15 protein-coding genes are annotated in these 16,903 nt (G+C 68.1%); 8 read left to right on the forward strand and 7 right to left on the reverse strand.

Annotated elements, in window-relative coordinates; all coding sequences use genetic code 11:
• Positions 1-81: 81 nt before the first annotated feature.
• The 4 genes from GWI72_RS08370 to pcaB are packed head-to-tail and all read left to right on the forward strand — an operon-like array spanning position 82 to position 4,250.
• Complete coding sequence (locus GWI72_RS08370; RefSeq protein WP_161708350.1) at positions 82-945, forward strand: CoA transferase subunit A; 864 nt, start codon at positions 82-84, stop codon at positions 943-945.
• Between the two features lies 1 nt (position 946).
• Positions 947-1,726 carry a CoA-transferase subunit beta gene (locus tag GWI72_RS08375; RefSeq protein ID WP_161673733.1) on the forward strand — a complete coding sequence of 260 codons (780 nt, stop codon included), beginning with the start codon at positions 947-949 and terminating at the stop codon, positions 1,724-1,726.
• On the forward strand, positions 1,719-2,924 hold the full coding sequence (gene pcaF / locus GWI72_RS08380) for a 3-oxoadipyl-CoA thiolase (protein WP_161673735.1): 1,206 nt from the start codon (positions 1,719-1,721) through the stop codon (positions 2,922-2,924). The genes GWI72_RS08375 and pcaF overlap by 8 nt, the downstream gene beginning before the upstream one ends.
• Positions 2,925-2,927: 3 nt before the next feature.
• Entirely contained in the window at positions 2,928-4,250 is a 1,323-nt protein-coding gene (gene pcaB / locus GWI72_RS08385; protein WP_161708351.1) for a 3-carboxy-cis,cis-muconate cycloisomerase, read from the forward strand.
• Positions 4,251-4,324: 74 nt separating this feature from the next.
• Here pcaB and GWI72_RS08390 read toward each other — a convergent pair whose 3' ends face one another.
• Complete coding sequence (locus GWI72_RS08390) at positions 4,325-4,765, reverse strand: endonuclease domain-containing protein (protein WP_244314304.1); 441 nt, start codon at positions 4,763-4,765, stop codon at positions 4,325-4,327.
• Positions 4,766-5,053: 288 nt separating this feature from the next.
• Between GWI72_RS08390 and pobA the strand changes: the two genes are divergently transcribed.
• Positions 5,054-6,223, forward strand: coding sequence for a 4-hydroxybenzoate 3-monooxygenase (pobA, locus tag GWI72_RS08395; protein WP_161708353.1), 1,170 nt, complete (start codon positions 5,054-5,056; stop codon positions 6,221-6,223).
• Here pobA and GWI72_RS08400 read toward each other — a convergent pair.
• The 4 genes from GWI72_RS08400 to GWI72_RS08415 form a co-directional block, all read right to left on the reverse strand.
• A complete protein-coding gene (locus tag GWI72_RS08400; protein ID WP_161708354.1) occupies positions 6,217-6,570 on the reverse strand; it encodes a hypothetical protein in 354 nt (117 codons plus the stop codon). The genes pobA and GWI72_RS08400 overlap by 7 nt on opposite strands.
• A gap of 142 nt (positions 6,571-6,712) precedes the next feature.
• Positions 6,713-7,594, reverse strand: a complete 882-nt coding sequence (locus GWI72_RS08405; RefSeq protein WP_161673744.1) for a helix-turn-helix domain-containing protein — start codon at positions 7,592-7,594, stop codon at positions 6,713-6,715.
• A 72-nt stretch (positions 7,595-7,666) separates the two neighbouring features.
• Positions 7,667-8,596, reverse strand: a complete 930-nt coding sequence (gene puuE, locus GWI72_RS08410) for an allantoinase PuuE (protein ID WP_161673746.1) — start codon at positions 8,594-8,596, stop codon at positions 7,667-7,669.
• A 121-nt stretch (positions 8,597-8,717) separates the two neighbouring features.
• The gene (locus GWI72_RS08415) at positions 8,718-9,089 is read right to left on the reverse strand and encodes a hypothetical protein (protein ID WP_161673748.1); all 372 of its coding nucleotides are present in this window, start codon (positions 9,087-9,089) and stop codon (positions 8,718-8,720) included.
• 678 nt (positions 9,090-9,767) lie between these two features.
• On the opposite strand from GWI72_RS08415, the gene GWI72_RS08420 reads away from it, so the two are divergent.
• From GWI72_RS08420 to GWI72_RS20160, 3 genes are read left to right on the forward strand one after another with little or no spacing between them, the layout of a single operon-like run.
• The gene (locus GWI72_RS08420) at positions 9,768-10,325 is read left to right on the forward strand and encodes a PadR family transcriptional regulator (protein WP_161673750.1); all 558 of its coding nucleotides are present in this window, start codon (positions 9,768-9,770) and stop codon (positions 10,323-10,325) included.
• Between the two features lie 40 nt (positions 10,326-10,365).
• Complete coding sequence (locus GWI72_RS08425) at positions 10,366-11,469, forward strand: efflux RND transporter periplasmic adaptor subunit (RefSeq protein WP_161708355.1); 1,104 nt, start codon at positions 10,366-10,368, stop codon at positions 11,467-11,469.
• A complete protein-coding gene (locus GWI72_RS20160) occupies positions 11,466-15,011 on the forward strand; it encodes an efflux RND transporter permease subunit (protein WP_244314219.1) in 3,546 nt (1,181 codons plus the stop codon). The genes GWI72_RS08425 and GWI72_RS20160 overlap by 4 nt, the downstream gene beginning before the upstream one ends.
• A 79-nt stretch (positions 15,012-15,090) precedes the next feature.
• Here GWI72_RS20160 and GWI72_RS08435 read toward each other — a convergent pair whose 3' ends face one another.
• Together GWI72_RS08435 and GWI72_RS08440 are read right to left on the reverse strand one after the other, a co-directional pair.
• On the reverse strand, positions 15,091-16,029 hold the full coding sequence (locus GWI72_RS08435) for a CDP-alcohol phosphatidyltransferase family protein (RefSeq protein ID WP_179956041.1): 939 nt from the start codon (positions 16,027-16,029) through the stop codon (positions 15,091-15,093).
• A 30-nt stretch (positions 16,030-16,059) separates the two neighbouring features.
• Positions 16,060-16,884 (reverse strand): phosphatidylserine decarboxylase, encoded by an 825-nt coding sequence (locus GWI72_RS08440; protein ID WP_348272654.1) that lies wholly within the window; start codon positions 16,882-16,884, stop codon positions 16,060-16,062.
• Positions 16,885-16,903: the final 19 nt, after the last annotated feature.

Raw genomic sequence — 16,903 nt, forward strand, 5'->3', positions numbered from 1 at the left:
TGTCGGGGCCGGGCCGCCCACCGGCCCGTCCCCGTTTTCCTGTCCCGTCCACACAAGCTGAAGAGCGCAGAGCGAACAGCCATGGCGAAAATCCAGTCGCTGCACGACGCCGTTGCGGAGAACATCCACGACGGAGATTCCGTTGCATTTGAAGGCTTTACCCATCTCATCCCGCATGCGGCCGCGCATGAGGTGATCCGTCAGGGGCGCAAGGATCTGACCGTGATCCGGATGACGCCGGACATGATCTACGACCAGCTGATCGGCATGGGCTGCGTGAAGAAGCTGATCTTCTCCTTTGCCGGCAACCCGGGCGTCGGCCTCCTGCGCCGCCTGCGCGATGCGGTGGAGAACGGCTGGCCGCACCCGATCGAGATCGAGGAGCACAGCCACGCGGCCATGGCCAATGCCTATGAGGCGGGTGCCTCGGGCCTGCCCTGCGCCATCTTCCGCGGCTATCGCGGCGCGGAGCTGACGCGGGTCAACCCCAACATCCGCTTCATCAGGTGCCCCTTCACTGGCGAGGAACTGGCCGCCGTTCCGGCACTCCGTCCGGACGTGACCGTGATCCATGCCCAGCGGGCCGACCGGAAGGGCAACGTGCTGCTGGAGGGAATTGTCGGGGTGCAGAAGGAAGCCGTTCTGGCGGCCAGGCGCGCCATCGTGACCGTCGAGGAGATCGTCGACGACCTCGCAAGCCGCAGCCCCAATGCCTGCATCCTGCCGTCCTGGACGGTCACCTCGGTGGCGAAGGTGCCCGGCGGGGCGCATCCCTCCTATGTGCAGGGCGTCTATCCGCGCGACAACGCCGCCTATATCGAATGGGACAGGATCGCGTCAGACCGCGACAGTTTCCTGACCTGGATGGCCCAAAACGTGACCACTGTCAGCCCTGACGTGTTCGCCGGCCGGGTCGCGCCGCTCAAGACCAAGGGAGCCGCGTGAGATGACCAGCTTTACCCCGACCGAGATGATGACCATCGCCGCTGCCCGCGCGCTCCGCAATGACGACGTCTGCTTCGTCGGCATCGGTGCGCCCTCGGCCGCCTGCAACCTTGCCCGGCTGACCCATGCGCCGGACATCACCCTCATCTACGAGAGCGGCACCATCGGCACCGCGCCGAACGTGCTGCCCCTGTCCATCGGCGACGGCGAACTCTGCGAGACGGCGCTCTGCACCGTGTCGGTGCCGGAGATGTTCCGCTACTGGCTGCAGGGCGGGCGGATCACCATCGGCTTCCTCGGCGGGGCGCAGATCGACCGCTTCGGCAACCTCAACACCACCGTCGTCGGCAGCTACGAGAAGCCGAAGGTGCGCCTGCCCGGTGGCGGCGGGGCGCCGGAGATCGCGATCTCCTGCCGCGAGATCTTCATCACCATGAAACAGTCGAACCGGGGCTTCGTCGAGAAGCTCGACTTCGTCACCTCGCTGGGCCACGGCAAGGGCGGCAGCGACCGGGCCGACCATGGCGTGACCACCAAGGGCCCGACCCGGCTGATCACCGATTTGGCCATCTGGCAACCGGACGCCGAAACGAAAGAATTCACCGTCACCTCGCTTCATCCGGGCGTGACCCGCGACATGGTCGCGGATACGGTCGGCTGGAAAGCCAGATTCGCGGCGGAGGTGGGCGAGACCCCTGCCCCAACGCAAGAGGAGCTTGAAGTGCTGCGCGACCTGCATGCGCGCACCAAGGCTGCCCATGGAGGAGGTTCTGATGCGTGATGTCTTCATCTGCGACTATGTGCGCAGCCCGATCGGCCGGTTTGGCGGCAGCCTGTCCGGCGTGCGTGCCGACGATCTGGCGGCCGTGCCGATCGCCGCGCTGATGGCGCGCAATCCGGATGTGGACTGGGCGGTGCTGGACGAGGTGATCTACGGCTGCGCCAACCAGGCGGGCGAGGACAACCGCAACGTCGCCCGCATGGCCGCCCTGCTCGCTGGCCTGCCCGACACCGTGCCGGGCACCACCATGAACCGGCTCTGCGGCTCCGGCATGGATGCGGTGATCACCGCGGCCCGCGCCATCAAGTGCGGCGAGGCGGAGATCATGATCGCCGGCGGCGTGGAAAGCATGTCGCGCGCGCCCTTCGTCATGCCGAAGGCCGACACCGCCTTTTCGCGCCATGCCGAGATCCACGACACCACGATCGGCTGGCGCTTCGTCAACCCCTTGATGAAGAAGCAGTATGGCATCGACTCGATGCCCGAGACGGCCGAGAACGTCGCCACCGAATTCAACATCTCCCGCGCCGACCAGGACGCCTTTGCGCTCCGGAGCCAGCAGAAGGCCGTCGCCGCCCAGGAGAACGGCCGCCTCGCCAGGGAAATCGTCCCCGTCTCGATCAGCCAGCGCAAGGGCGATCCGATCCTGATCGACAAGGACGAGCACCCGCGCGCCGACACCACGCTGGACGGCCTTGCCAAGCTGAAGGCGCCGTTCCGCGAGGGCGGCTCGGTGACGGCCGGCAATGCGTCCGGCGTCAACGACGGCTCGGCGGCGCTGATCCTCGCCTCGCGCGCGGCGGTGGAGAAATACGGCCTGACGCCGATTGCCCGCGTGCTTGGCGGGGCGACCGCCGGCGTGCCGCCGCGCATCATGGGCATCGGCCCGGCCCCGGCAACGCGCAAGCTCTGCGCCCGGCTCGGCCTGTCGCCCGCCAGCTTCGACGTGATCGAGCTGAACGAAGCCTTCGCCTCGCAGGGCCTTGCCGTGCTGCGCGATCTTGGCCTGGCCGACGATGCGCCGCAGGTGAACCCCAATGGCGGGGCCATTGCCCTTGGCCATCCGCTCGGCGCATCGGGCGCGCGCATCACCGGCACGGCGGCGCTGGAGCTGAAGGTGCGCGGCGGCAAGCTGGCGCTGGCCACCATGTGCATCGGCGTCGGACAGGGCATTGCCATCGCCATCGAGGCCGTCTGAGCCATGTCCCCAGGCCGCGACTGCCTCCTTGCCGGACTGATCCGCGATCCCGAGACCGAAGCCCTGCTCGGGGCCTCGGCCGAGGTCGCGGCCCTGCTGGAGGTGGAAGCGGCACTGGCGCTGGCGGAGGCCGACTGCGGCCTGATCCCGGCGGAGGCGGCGGCGCGGATTGCGGACGCCGCCCGGCTCCTGACGCCGGAGCTTGAGGCGCTTAAGGCAGGCATGGGGCGCGACGGCGTCCCCGTTCCTGCCCTCTTTGCCGCCCTGCGCCAGGCGGTGCCGGCAGAGGATGCCGGCTACGTCCATTGGGGCGCGACCAGCCAGGACATCGTCGACACGGCGCTGGTGCTGCGCCTTGCCCGGATCCTCGATCTGTTCGAGACGCGGCTGAAAGCGCTCGCCCTTGCGCTTGGCGCGCTGGCCGAAGCGCACCGGGCAACGCCCATTGCCGCGCGCACGCGGATGCAGCAGGCGACGCCGACGAGCTTCGGCCTCAAGGTCGCAGGCTGGATGCTGCCGCTGACGCGGCATCTCGACCGGCTCGCCGAGCTGCGCCCCCGGCTGCTCGCCGTCTCGCTCGGCGGGGCCTCGGGCAATCTGGCGGCACTCGGGCCCGAGGCGCTCGCCGTCGAGGCCCGGCTTGCCGCCCGGCTGAAGCTGACGACCCTGGCCCTGCCCTGGCACACCGCGCGCGACACGATGCTGGAACTCGGCAGCCTGCTGGCGCTCATCACCGGCAGTCTCGGCAAGATGGGCCAAGATGTGGTGCTGCTCGCCCAGAACGAGATCGGCGAGGTCAGCCTTGCCGGGGCGGGCGGCTCCTCGACCATGCCGAACAAGGCCAACCCGGTGGCCGCCGAAGTGCTGATCGCGCTCGCCCGCAGCACCGGCGGTCTTGCCGGCGTGCTCAATCAGGCGGCCCTTGCCGAACAGGAGCGCAGCGGCGCGGCCTGGCTGATCGAACAGCTGCACCTGCCCGCCATGCTGCTGCAGACCGGCGCGGCCCTTGCCACGGCGGCCGAGCTGGTTGCCGGCCTCCGCGTCAACGAAGCGGCCATGCGCGCAACCTTCGAGGCAGCGCAAGGCCTGATGCTGGCCGAGGCCGCCAGCTTCGCCCTCGCCGACCACATGCCGCGCAGCGCGGCGCAAGCCCTCGTCAAGACCGCCTGCGCCGAGGCGCTCGCCTCCGGCCAGCCCCTCATCGACGTCCTGCGCACGAAGGCGTCCGCCCCGATCGACTGGGACAGCCTCAAGGATCCCGCCCGGCACATGGGCGCCGCCGATGCGCTGATTGACCGGGCGCTGGAGGCATTGCGGCGGGGGTGAATTGGGGCTGGAGTTCGGCGTCCTTCTGTGAAGGCCTGAGCGTGGGGCTCGGCGAGAAACAGAGGGTTCAAACGTCAATCGGTCTCCGGACCAAACAAGCCGAGGCGCAAGAGGATGGTTTCGACGACGCCTTCCAGATTGTGCTCGATGTCGCGGGCGGAAAAGCGCCAGACCGTGAAGCCCTGGGACGCGAGCCACTGATCGCGGATGGCATCGTGCCGGGACGGACCGGGGGCTCCATGGCTGTCGCCATCAATCTCGATGACGAGGCGATGGGACAAGAGGGCGAAGTCGGCGATGTAGGGAACGATGGGAGCTTGCCGGCGGACATGAAGGCCGTGCGCTTTCAGGCCGCGCAGATGCGGCCAGAGGGCGCGTTCCTGAAAGGTCTGGCCCGGCGCAGGTCCCTTGCCCGCTGCCGGGTCTGATCCGTGATCCGGCTCATCCGGCTCCCCTGCCCTTGCGACCGGCCATGTGACGCGATCCAGTCTGCCGGACGCGATTGCCGCCGTCATCTGATCCACGTGAGCGGCCTCGCAGATTGAGTCAGCCGGGTCACACTCCGATTCCGTTTCATTGGACAAGACCTTGTTTCCGCAACAGCTTTCGCGAGCTGATGTGGTGAGTCCGGTGGCTGCGACACTGAGTCAGGGACTTCAGGAAATGAGTCAGCAGCCGGGCGGGGCATGGCTGGCAAAATCGTCCAATCGATTGCCCGGATCGTCCATTCAGGCAGGGCAGCGCATGGGAGAGAGTGGCCTTCACCGGCGGCGGAGGGGCGGCCGGGAGAGGAGGAGATCCCCGTGCGGACGCAGGTCGTCATCATTGGAGCCGGGCCGTCGGGCCTGCTGCTGTCGCAGCTTCTGCATCTGAACGGCATCGATTGCGTGGTGCTGGAGCGCAAGAGCGCCGACTATGTGCTGTCGCGCATCCGCGCCGGCGTGCTGGAACAGGGCATGGTGGACATGCTGGAACGTGCCGGACTGGGCCAGCGCATGCACGAGATCGGGCTGCCGCATGACGGCTTCCGCCTTGCCGTGGGCGAGACGGCGCTCCGGATCGACCTGAAGCGGCTGACCGGGCGCAGCGTCATGGTCTATGGCCAGACCGAGGTGACGCGGGACCTGATGCAGGCGCATGCGGCGCGGGGCGCACAGGTCATTTACGAGGCCGAGGCGGTGACGCCGCTCGACTTCGACGGCGACCAGCCGCGGGTGACCTATGTGCAGGACGGGGTGACGCGGGAGATCGCCTGCGACTTCATCTGCGGCTGCGACGGCTACCATGGCGTGGCGCGGGCGAGCGTGCCCAAAGGGGCGATCACCGACTACGAGAAGGTCTATCCCTTCGGCTGGCTCGGCATCCTGGCGCATGTGCCGCCGGTGGACCACGAGCTGATCTATGCCAACCACCCGCGCGGTTTCGCGCTGGCCTCGATGCGCTCGCACAGCCTGTCGCGCTACTACATCCAGGTGCCGCTCGACACGCCGCTGGAGGCCTGGCCGGATGCGGCGATCTGGGACGAGCTGAAGCGCCGGCTGGGCGAGGAAGCGGCCGCGCGGATGACGACGGGACCGTCGATCGAGAAGAGCATTGCCCCCTTGCGCAGCTTCGTCGCCGAACCGCTGCGCTTTGGCCGGCTGTTCCTGGCCGGGGACGCGGGCCATATCGTGCCGCCGACGGGGGCGAAGGGGCTCAATCTGGCCGCCTCCGATATCCATTATCTCTCGGAAGGCCTGATCGAGGTCTACCGCGAGAAGTCCGAGGCAGGGATCGATGCCTATTCGGCGCGGGCGCTGGCGCGGATCTGGAAGGCGGAACGCTTCTCCTGGTGGATGACGCGGCTGTTGCACCGGTTTCCAGAGGAAGGCGCCTTCGACGCGCGGATGCAGCAGGCGGAAATGGATTATCTCGCCGGATCGCAGGCCGCGCAGACGAGCCTTGCGGAGAACTACGCCGGATTGCCCTACTGAGCGGGGCCCTCCTGATCAGAGTTGTCCGCAGCCGCCAGCCCAGCGCCCGGCTGCGGATCGCGGCCGGCGGCGGGCAGCAGGGTGCCGACGACCGCAGCGGCCTCGGCGGTGATCCGGCGGTCGAAGGCAATCACGTCCTGCACCAGCCGCGTGCAAGGCTGGCAGAGTTCGCTGATCGGAACCAGACCGCCCGAGGTCTGCCGGGCTGCCGCCGGAGGCACGACATCCTCGGCCATGTCGGCAACCGCATCCGGATCCAGCCCGACCAGCCCGGCGACGAGCACCAGGTTGATCGCAGTCAAATACAGCCCGGCATAGCGGGGTGTCAGGGTCAAGAGACGGGGCATGCGGCACGGTCCGGTCGGTTCACAGCCAGGACCTCAGGATTAACGCAGGCAGGCGGCCAACCCCACACCCTTTACGCGAAATTAACTCAAATTGTTAAAACATCGTTAATGTTGACGATTCACTAACTTCGGAAACGACGGATCAGGCGGGGCCGTCGTCGCGGTGGCGGGCGCGGAAATCGGCCGGCGCCTCGCCGGTCTCCTTGCGGAAGACGCGGGAGAAATAGGCCGGATCCTCGAAGCCCAGCTCATAGGCGACCTGGGACACGCTGAGGCCGGAAAAGGCGAGCAGGCGGCGCGCCTCGATGATGAGGCGCTCGCGCACCGCCTGGGGCGCGGTGCGGCCGATGAACAGGCGGCAGTAGCGGTTGAGCCGCTGCACGGTGAGGCCCATGGCCTCGGCATAGGGCTCGGCGTTCCAGTCCTGGCGGTAGCGCTCCTCGACCAGCTGGCGAAAGCGGAACAGGGAAAAACCGGGCGCGGCATCGGGGGCAACGGCGGCGCCTTCGCCGGGAAACAGCACCAGGAGCGTCAGGGCCACGAGCGGGCGGAACAGGGCGCGGCGGCGGCGGCCGGTGTCGAATTCGGCTGCCATCTCGGCGCAGTAGAAGCCAAGGCGGGCGCCATCGGCCTCGGGATGGATCAGCGTGTTGCCGCTGGAGGTCAGCGCGCGCTGCTCGGCTTCCGAGCGGGTGGTGCCGCCGGAGACCAGGTAGTCGGGCGTGAAGGAGACGACATAGCCCTCGGTGTCGGGCTGGAAGCTCCAGCCATGCAGCGTGTGCGGCGGGGTGAAGCAGAGGCCGCCGGGGCGGATCTCGCGCTCGCCGCCCTCCTCCACCAGCCGCCCGCCGCCCCGCGTGATGTGCAGCACCTGGGCCAGATGGGCGTGGGCATGGGGCTCGAGCTGCCAGCCGAGCGCCCGGGAGCGGGCGCGGATGGTCTCGATGTGGAAGAAGTCAAACTCCGCCGCGCCCTCGGTCTCGCCGTAGAGGTGGTAGCTGGGAAGGGACGCGGGCGACGGCATGGTGGGCTCAGGGTTTGGAGGACATGGGCCGGGCGATCCGGCATGAACCGCCCCAAGCCCCATCAAGTGCCCTCACCCGGCGGAGTGGTGGGCGTGCCAGTGCCAGGCGATGTCGATGCGGCGGGTGAGCCAGACCTTGTCGTGGCCGGCGACATAGTCGAGGAAGCGGGCGAGCGCGGCAGCCCGGCCCGGACGTCCGACGAGGCGGCAATGCAGGCCGATCGACATCATCTTCGGGCTGCCCTCCTCGCCCTCGCGATAGAGCGTGTCGAAGCTGTCCTTGAGATAGTCGAAGAAGTGGTCACCGGTGTTGAAGCCCTGGGGCGTGGCGAAGCGCATGTCGTTGGCGTCGAGCGTGTAGGGAATGACCAGATGCGGCCCGTTCGGGCCCTCGACCCAATAGGGCAGATCGTCGGCGTAGCTGTCGCTGTCATAGAGGAAACCGCCGGTTTCCATGACGAGGCGGCGGGTGTTCATGGAGCAGCGGCCGGTGTACCAGCCCATCGGGCGTGAGCCGGTCACCTCCTCATGCAGGCGGATGGCCTCGAGGATCTGGGCGCGCTCCACCTCCTCCGGCATGTCGGCGTGCTCGATCCACTTGAGGCCGTGCGAGGCGATTTCCCAGTCGGCCTCCTTCATGGCCGCGACCACGTCCGGATTGCGGGCGAGCGCGGTGGCGACGCCATAGACGGTGACGGGGATGTTGCGGCTGGTGAACAGGCGCCACAGCCGCCAGAAGCCGGCACGCGAGCCGTACTCGTAAATGGATTCCATGTTCCAGTGGCGCTTGCCCGGCCAGGGCTGCGCCCCGACGATCTCGGACAGGAAGGCCTCGGAGGCCGGATCGCCGTGCAGGATGTTGTTCTCGCCGCCTTCCTCGTAGTTCACGACAAATTGCACGGCGACGTTGGCCTCCCCCGGCCAGCGCGGATGCGGCGGGGTGCGGCCGTAGCCGCGCATGTCGCGCGGGTAGGACGGGTCACGCGGGTTTGAAGCGTCCATGCACCTGAATTCCTTCTGCAAATTCAGGCTATGGAACCTGACCCGCGCCGCTTTGGCAAGCCGCAGTTGCGCGGGGGCAGGATGCGGCGGGCCCATGGACGATCAGGCCCGCAGGCCGGCATCAGTCGCGCGGCAGGACCTGACGGCGAGCGGTGCGGGCCTCGACGCGGATCGGGACCAGTGCCGCATCGGCGCGGTCGCGGCGGCCGCTGCCGTCCTCGTCGTCGCCGGAAACCAGCATGATCGCGCTGCCCATGACGGCGGAGCCGAGGGTGATGACCAGACCGAAGGCCAGCAGCACCAGCGGCACAACGGGCTCGTCGGCGGTGGCAATCAGGTCATAAAGCCCGGCGGTGTTGGTCAGGAGCAGGCCGGCGAACACCAGCATGGCGATGGCACAGCCAAGGACACCATTGATGGTCAGCAGGCGGAACAGCGGGTCTTGCGGAAGAAACCGGTCGGCAAGGGCACGCAGGAACGGCAGGTCTGTCATGGGGGACCTCCAGATCGGATCTGGTTGCACAGCTGGAGCACCGGTGGACCGGCGTCCGGTTTGTTGTTCTCGCACCCCGGAGGATCAGGGACGGCGCCGGATGTCGGCCGGCGCCGGATCGCTCAGCCAGCGAAGCACTTCGCCAGCATGCGACAGCCTTCGCCCGGCCGCAATGGCCAAAAAGACGGAGCCGGCGCGGTGATCCACCGCAGGCGCTCCGGGCCGGTTGCCACGCGGCTGCAAACCCGCATCACCCTTACGTCAATTGCCAGCCTATATTGAAGTGATATATATCGATCCGATATGTCGTGGCGGACGTAGAGGCCTGCAAGCCGGAAAGGGACCCGGGTTGAGGGCGAGATAAGCCGGGCGATCCGGACGTCAAGAGCGAACCTGCCCCCGGCACGGGGCTGACGCAGGTGCGCTCCGGCGGACAGGTCCAGTCGGCCGGCAGGTGCGTATTGCGGCGCAAAACAGCATGCCCCTGCCGGTCCGGTCGATGGAAGACGCGAGCGGCTGCCGGATCGGGGTCCGGCGCACCGCGACGCCGAGCATCGGCTGGCTGCCGGCTGGCCATCGGGAAGACTGCCGGGCGCCGCGAGGCGGCCGGACCTTCAAGGACCAGACCCGGCGGACAGGTGTCCGCCGGATCAAGACCAACGGGGCACCACTGGAACCATGAGCGTGCGCAGACTTTGCCTGGCCATCCTGAACTTCGGTGACGCCACCGGTTACGAGATCCGCAAGGCCTCGACGGAAGGCGAGTTCAGCTATTTCGAGGAGGCGAGCTTCGGCTCGATCTACCCGACGCTGGCGCGTCTGGAGGCGGAGGGGCTTGTCACGGTCCGGCTCGACCCGCAGGACGGCAAGCCGGCGCGCAAGGTCTATTCGCTGACGCAGGCGGGACGGCAGGAGCTGAAGTCCCTGCTCAGCGAGCCGCTGGCCAAGGACACCTTCCGCTCGCCCTTCCTGCTCGTCGCCATGTGCGCCGACCTGGTCGGCGGGGCGGTCGTGCGGCGGGCCATCGACCGGCACATGGACCAGATCCGGACGGAAATAGCCCAGCTCAAGGAGATGACGGCCGACTGCGACCACCCGGCCACGCTCTGGACGATCAAGTGCGGCATCACCTGCATGGAACAGAACCTCGCCTACCTGGAAGGCAACCGGGCCGCGCTGGAGCGCATGGCCGATGCCGGTCCGGTCTGTGCGGGGGCCGGTGAAGCCGCGGAATGACACCCTTATCCCTTTTGACCCGCATTTCGGAGTGCAGGTGATGCAAGTGAAGATGTCCTATGTGCTCGCGGCGATGATTGCCGGCGGCGTGGGCTTCTGGATGTGGAGCGGAACCGTCGTCGTCGGCGGCCGCGCCGATGCCGAGAACGCCACCCCGCCGCCCGCCCAGCGACAGGAAAGCCAGATGGCCGCAGCCTTCCGGGTGAGCGTGCGCGACATGGTCGCCGTCGACCGCACGTCGACGCTCGAGATCCGCGGGATCACCGAGGCGGAGGCCAAGGTCACCGTCCGGGCCGAAACCAACGGCCGGATGCTCGAACGACCGGCGCGCGAAGGCGCCCGGATCGCAGCCGGCGACGTGATGTGCGTGCTGGACAGCGGTTCGCGCGAGGCCCGCGTGCTGGAAGCAAAGGCCCAGCTCGCCCAGGCCAAGGTCGACTTCGACGCGGCCAGCCAGCTCAGCACCAAGGGCTTTGCGGCCGAAAACCGGGTTGCGGCCCTGCGCGCTGCGCTCGATGCCGCCTCGGCCCGGCTTGAGGAAGCCGAGATCGAACTCGACCGCACCGTGATCCGCGCACCGGTCAGCGGCATCGTCGAAAGCCCGATGGCCAAGGTGGGCGACCATCTGGCGATCGGTGCGGCCTGCGGCACCATCGTCGACGCGGACCCGATGATCGCCATCGGCCAGGTCTCGGAACTGAATGTCGGCCTGATCCGGGCCGGCATGGCTGCCCAGGTGGAGCTGATCACCGGACAGTCGGCCTCCGGCACGGTGCGCTATGTCGCCCCTGCGGCCGACCCCAACACCCGCACCTTCCGCGTCGAGATCGAGATCCCGAACGCCGACGGTCAGGCCAAGGACGGAACCACCGCGGTCACCCGCCTGCCGCTGCAGGCAACGAAGGCGCACAAGGTGTCGCCGGCGATCCTGACCCTGGATGATGCGGGCCGCGTCGGCGTGCGCACGGTCGACGCCAGCAACAAGGCCCGGTTCATGCCGGTCACCGTGCTGGGCGGGGAGGCCGACGGCGTGTGGATCGGCGGCCTGCCGGACACCGCGCGCGTGATCGTTGTCGGGCAGGACTACGTGAGTGACGGCCAGCTCGTGGAGCCGGTGGTCGAAGTGGCGGAGGCCGCACAATGATCGAGATGCTGGAAGCCATCCTGCGCCGTCCCAAGACGGTGTTCGTGATGATGGTGGCGCTCGTGATCGCGGGCACCATCACCTATATCGGGATCCCCAAGGAAGACAGCCCGGACATCGACGTTCCGGTGTTCTACGTGTCCATCAGCCAGCAGGGCATCTCGCCGGAGGACGCCGAGCGCCTGCTCGTGCGGCCGATGGAGACGGAGCTGCGTGGCCTTGACGGGCTCAAGGAGCTGACGGCTGTTGCCTCCGAAGGGCACGCCGGCATCATCCTGGAGTTCGACATCTCGTTCAACAAGGACGAGGCGATGGCCGATGTCCGCGACAAGGTGGACCAGGCCAAGGCCAAGCTGCCGGCAGAAGCCGACGAGCCGACGATCTCGGAGACCAACTTCGCGCTGGCCCCGACGATCACCGTCACCCTGTCCGGCAACGTGCCGGAGCGCACGCTCTACCAGCACGCCCGCAAGCTGAAGGACCAGATCGAGGCGATCGACACGGTGCGCTCGGCTGATCTGTCCGGCCACCGGGACGAGCTGCTGGAGGTGCTGATCGACACGCGCAAGCTGGAATCCTACGCGATCACCCAGCAGGAGCTGCTGAACTCCCTCACCCAGAACAACCAGCTCGTGCCGGCCGGCTTCCTCGACAGCGGCGCAGGCCGGTTCAACGTCAAGGTTCCCGGCCTGGTCCAGACGGCAGAAGACGTCTACTCGCTGCCGCTGAAGCAGTATGGCGAGGGCGTCGTCACGCTCGGCGACGTCGCCGAAATCCGCCGCACCTTCAAGGATGCCACCTCCTACACCCGCGTGAACGGCCAGCCCGCCATCGCGCTCAACGTGACCAAGCGGATCGGCACCAACGTCATCGAGAACAACGAGGCGGTGCGCCAGGTCGTGGAAGCTGCCTCGCGCGACTGGCCGGAGACGATCCGCGTCGACTTCCTGCTGGACCAGTCGGCCAACATCTTCGAGGTGCTGGGCTCGCTCGAATCCTCGATCCTCACCGCGATCTTCCTGGTGATGGTGCTGATCGTCGGTTCGCTCGGCATCCGGTCGGCGCTGCTGGTCGGTCTCGCCATCCCGACCAGCTTCATGGTCGGCTTCCTGATCCTGGCCGGGCTCGGCTACACCGTGAACATCATGGTGATGTTCGGCCTGGTGCTGACGGTGGGCATGCTGGTGGACGGCGCCATCGTCATGGTGGAATACGCCGACCGCAAGATCGCCGAGGGGATGGAGGATCTGGAGGCCTACATCCGGGCGGCCAAGCTGATGTTCTGGCCGATCATGTCCTCGACCGCGACGACGCTGGCGGCCTTCCTGCCGATGCTGCTGTGGCCGGGCGTGGCGGGCGAGTTCATGAGCTACCTGCCGATCATGGTCATCATCGTCCTGACGGCGGCGACGATCACGGCAACGGTGTTCATCCCGGTGACCGGCGGCATCCTGGCGGCGGTGTCGCATTTCGTCTCGCGTCACGCGACGGTGATCCTGGCCGGTGTGTTCGGCCTGATTGCCGCGACCACGGTGGTCGAGGCGCCGCTGGTCGGTGTCGTCCTGCCCGAAGGCTTCGCCATTCCGCTTGCGGCCGTGGCGGCCCTGGTGACCGGCACGCTGGCCTATGGCCTGCTGAAGCCGGTGGTGCGCTGGTCGCAGGCGCGGGCGGCCGAACGGGCGGTGGCCGACAAGGCCCGGGCCGAGATCCTGTCGGGCAGCTCCCGCTTCGACGTGAAGGACGTGACGGGCCTCGGTGGTGTCTATGTGCGCGGCCTGAAGTACCTCGCCGGCACGGTGACCGGAAACGTGGTGGCGCTCGGCAGCATGATGGCGCTGTGCGTCTGGATCTTCATCGGCTTTTCCAACAACAGCGCCGGTGTCGAGTTCTTCGTCGACGAGGAGCCCGACCAGGCGGTGGTGCTGATCTCCGGACGCGGCAACCTGTCGGCCGCGGAAGCGCGGGACCTGGTGGCCGGCGTGGAGCGCGAGGTGCTGCAGACCGCCGGCGTCGAGAACATCGTCACCTCGGCCTTCGCCCCCGGTGGCGGCGGCGGAGGCGGCGACGGGCTCGGCATCCAAGGCAAGCCGGCCGACGTGATCGGCGAGATCCAGATGGACCTTGCGGACTACTGCTGCCGCCGGCGCTACCAGGAGATCGCGCAGGAGATCCGCGACCGGACGGCACCGCTTCCCGGCATCAAGGTGGAGCTGCGCAAGATCGAGGGCGGTCCGCCGACGGGCAAGGACATCCAGCTGGAAGTGCGCGCGCCGGAGTATGACACGGTCGTCGAGACCGTGGCCCGGATCCGGGCGCACATGAACGGCATGGAGGGCCTGCTTGACCAGGAAGACGACCGGCCGCTGCCGGGCATCGAATGGCAGCTGGCCATCGACCGGGAACAGGCCGGACGCTACCAGGCCGGCATCGCCCAGGTCGGCAGCATGGTCCAGCTCGTCACCAATGGCGTGCTGATCGGCAAGTACCGGCCGAACGACAGCGAGGACGAGGTGGACATCCGTGTCCGCCTGCCGGAAGAGGAGCGCACGCTGGACCGGTTCGACGAACTGCGCCTGCAGACGCCGCTCGGCCTCGTGCCGCTGGCCAACTTCGTCACCCGCGAACCGGCGCAGAAGGTGTCGTCGATCACCCGGCGGGACGGCCAGTATTCGATGATGCTGAAGGCCGGCGTCGACAAGCCTGCCGGCGTGCTGCCCGACGACAAGGTCCGCGAGCTGCAGACCTGGCTGGACGGGCAGAGCTGGCCGGACACGGTGACGCTGAAGTTCCGGGGCGCGGACGAGGACCAGAAGGAGTCCGGTGCGTTCCTCATGAACGCGATGATCGGCTCGCTGTTCCTGATGTTCATCATCCTGCTGACCCAGTACAACTCGTTCTACCAGACGATCATCACGCTCATGACCGTGGTGCTGTCGGTGTTCGGCGTGCTGGCCGGCATGTGGGTCACGGGACAGAAGTTCTCGATCATCATGACCGGAACCGGGATCGTGGCGCTGGCCGGCATCGTGGTGAACAACGCCATCATCCTGCTCGACACCTACAACCGGTTCCGCGACGAGGACGGGATGCCGCCGCTGGACGCGATCCTCAAGACCTCGCTGCAGCGGCTGCGGCCGATCCTGCTGACGACGATCACGACGATCATCGGTCTGGTGCCGATGGCGACCCAGCTCAACCTGGACTTCGTCAACCAGGTGACCGCGTTTGGCGGCATCACCTCGGTGTGGTGGGTGCAGCTGTCGACGGCAGTGATCTTCGGTCTCGGCTTCTCGACCCTGCTGACGCTGGTGATGGTGCCGGTGCTGATCGCGATGCCGTCGACCTGGGGGCAGACGCTCAGCCGGTTCCGCGGCAAGAGGGGCGATGCGGAGGCTGGCGGCCCGCCGGCCAATGCCGCGCCCGAGCCGGCGACCGCCCTCGCGGCGGCCGCAATGCCCGCACCGGTCGCCCCGGTGGTGCCGCTGCCGGCGCGCAAGGAGCCCCCTGCCCCGCCGGTGGCCCTGCCGCACGCGGCCGAGTGATCGCGCGACACGACAAAAAACACCGCCGGAGCGATCCGGCGGTGTTTTTGTTTGGGCGATGATGTTGCGAGACGCGCGGTCAGTCCGGCTTGCGATCCACAGTCGGGTCGGGCTGGACGTCATCGGTCAGCGTGTCGTCCCTGCCCCCCACTTCTTCGTCGTCCTCATCCTCGTCCGGTGAATGCGCGAGCGGCGGGCGCACGCCGGCGGCATCGGCGCGGGCATGGGCCCGGTAGCTGCGCAGCGCGAAGGGAATGGACGCGAGATAGGCGAGCGTTGCGATGGCCAGCATCTCGTAGGGATAGCTGACCGTGAGCGCGACCAGCAGCACCGCCAGCACGAACAGCGGCAGCACCAGGTCGCGGCGCACCCGGGTGCCCACCTTCTTGCCGGAATAGGTCGGCAGGCGGCTGATCATCAGGAAGCCGATGCAGACCGTGTAAAGGGCAACGGGCGGGGCGAGTTCCGGCCAGTGCGGCAGGACGCCGAGAAACTCCAGATAGATCGGCATCAGCACCGTGAGCGCGCCGGCCGGAGCCGGAACGCCGGTGAAGAAATGCACCGACCAGGCCGGCTTGTCGGGGTCATCCAGCGCCGCGTTGAAACGGGCGAGGCGCAGGGCGGCGCAGATCGCGTAGGCGAGCGCCGCGATCCAGCCGAGCGACCGCGCCTCGTCGAGCAGCCAGACATAGAGCATCAGCGCCGGCGTGACGCCGAAATTGACGAAATCGGCCAGCGAATCCAGCTCGGCCCCGAATTTCGAGGTGCCCTTGAGCAGACGGGCGACGCGGCCGTCCAGCGCATCGAGCACGGCCGCCAGCAGGACGGCGCCGACCGCGAATTCCCACCGCCCTTCCAGCGCCATGCGGATGCCGGTCAGACCCGAGCACAGCGCCAGCAGCGTCACCAGATTGGGCAGGATGAGGCGCAGCGGCACCTTGGCGAAGCGGCTGCGGCGGCGGCCGGGGCTGCCGTCGTCACCCGGATCGAAGCTGGCAAAGGGCGGTGTCACGCTCATGCCTTCCGTGCTCCCTGTCCTTGTCGCGCCTCAGTTGACCCGCGTCAGCGGCTGGCCGGAGCCCGGGGCGGCCGAGAGATCGGCCAGCACGGTCTCACCCGCAATCATGGTCTGGCCGAGCGCCACCTTCGGCACGGTGCCCATGGGCATGTAGATGTCGAGGCGCGAGCCGAACCGGATCAGGCCGAAGCGCTCGCCGGCGTTGATGGTCTCGCCCTCCCGCACGAAGCAGACGATGCGGCGGGCAACGAGGCCCGCGATCTGCACCACGCCGATGCGCACGTCGCCGTGCTCGATGACGAGGCCGTTGCGCTCGTTGTCCTCGGAGGCCTTGTCGAGCTCGGCATTGATGAACTTGCCGGGCTTGTAGGCAACCCGGGCGATGCGGCCGCTCACCGGGGCGCGGTTCACGTGGCAGTTGAAGACGTTCATGAACACGGAGATGCGCATCATCGGCTCGGCGCCGAGATCCAGCTCGGCCGGCGGCCGGCAGGGGCCGACCTGGCTGACGATGCCGTCGGCGGGCGAGATCACCAGCCCGTCCTGCACCGGCGTGACGCGCTGCGGATCGCGGAAGAAGTAGCAGACCCAGCCGGTGAGGAAGAGACCGATCCAGAACAGCGGCTCGACGAACCAGCCGATGATCAGCGTGGCGGCAAGCGCGATGGCGATGAAGGGCCAGCCCTCGCGGTGGATCGGCACGAAGGCCTTGGTGACGGAATCGACAAGCGACATGGAATGGGTCCGTGGTTCTGGTGTCCTGACCGGCGCCGGGGCGTCCGGTGGCGGAGATCGTGTCCGACTTCTAGTGCCTTTGCGGCCGGAGTTGAACCGGAAAAAGCCGGGCTGCGGCACCGGGCCCGATGATCGGCCT

The organism is Pannonibacter sp. XCT-53, from assembly GCF_009915765.1.
In the GTDB taxonomy this organism is placed as follows: domain Bacteria; phylum Pseudomonadota; class Alphaproteobacteria; order Rhizobiales; family Stappiaceae; genus Pannonibacter; species Pannonibacter tanglangensis.

Coding starts and splice junctions, on each gene's coding strand:
- GWI72_RS08370 (WP_161708350.1), top strand. CDS start 82: ATGGCGAAAATCCAGTCGCTGCACGACGCCGTTGCGGAGAACATCCAC.
- GWI72_RS08375 (WP_161673733.1), top strand. CDS start 947: ATGACCAGCTTTACCCCGACCGAGATGATGACCATCGCCGCTGCCCGC.
- pcaF (WP_161673735.1), top strand. CDS start 1,719: ATGCGTGATGTCTTCATCTGCGACTATGTGCGCAGCCCGATCGGCCGG.
- pcaB (WP_161708351.1), top strand. CDS start 2,928: ATGTCCCCAGGCCGCGACTGCCTCCTTGCCGGACTGATCCGCGATCCC.
- GWI72_RS08390 (WP_244314304.1), bottom strand. CDS start 4,765: ATGACGGCGGCAATCGCGTCCGGCAGACTGGATCGCGTCACATGGCCG.
- GWI72_RS08400 (WP_161708354.1), bottom strand. CDS start 6,570: ATGCCCCGTCTCTTGACCCTGACACCCCGCTATGCCGGGCTGTATTTG.
- GWI72_RS08405 (WP_161673744.1), bottom strand. CDS start 7,594: ATGCCGTCGCCCGCGTCCCTTCCCAGCTACCACCTCTACGGCGAGACC.
- puuE (WP_161673746.1), bottom strand. CDS start 8,596: ATGGACGCTTCAAACCCGCGTGACCCGTCCTACCCGCGCGACATGCGC.
- GWI72_RS08415 (WP_161673748.1), bottom strand. CDS start 9,089: ATGACAGACCTGCCGTTCCTGCGTGCCCTTGCCGACCGGTTTCTTCCG.
- GWI72_RS08420 (WP_161673750.1), top strand. CDS start 9,768: ATGAGCGTGCGCAGACTTTGCCTGGCCATCCTGAACTTCGGTGACGCC.
- GWI72_RS08425 (WP_161708355.1), top strand. CDS start 10,366: ATGCAAGTGAAGATGTCCTATGTGCTCGCGGCGATGATTGCCGGCGGC.
- GWI72_RS20160 (WP_244314219.1), top strand. CDS start 11,466: ATGATCGAGATGCTGGAAGCCATCCTGCGCCGTCCCAAGACGGTGTTC.
- GWI72_RS08435 (WP_179956041.1), bottom strand. CDS start 16,029: ATGAGCGTGACACCGCCCTTTGCCAGCTTCGATCCGGGTGACGACGGC.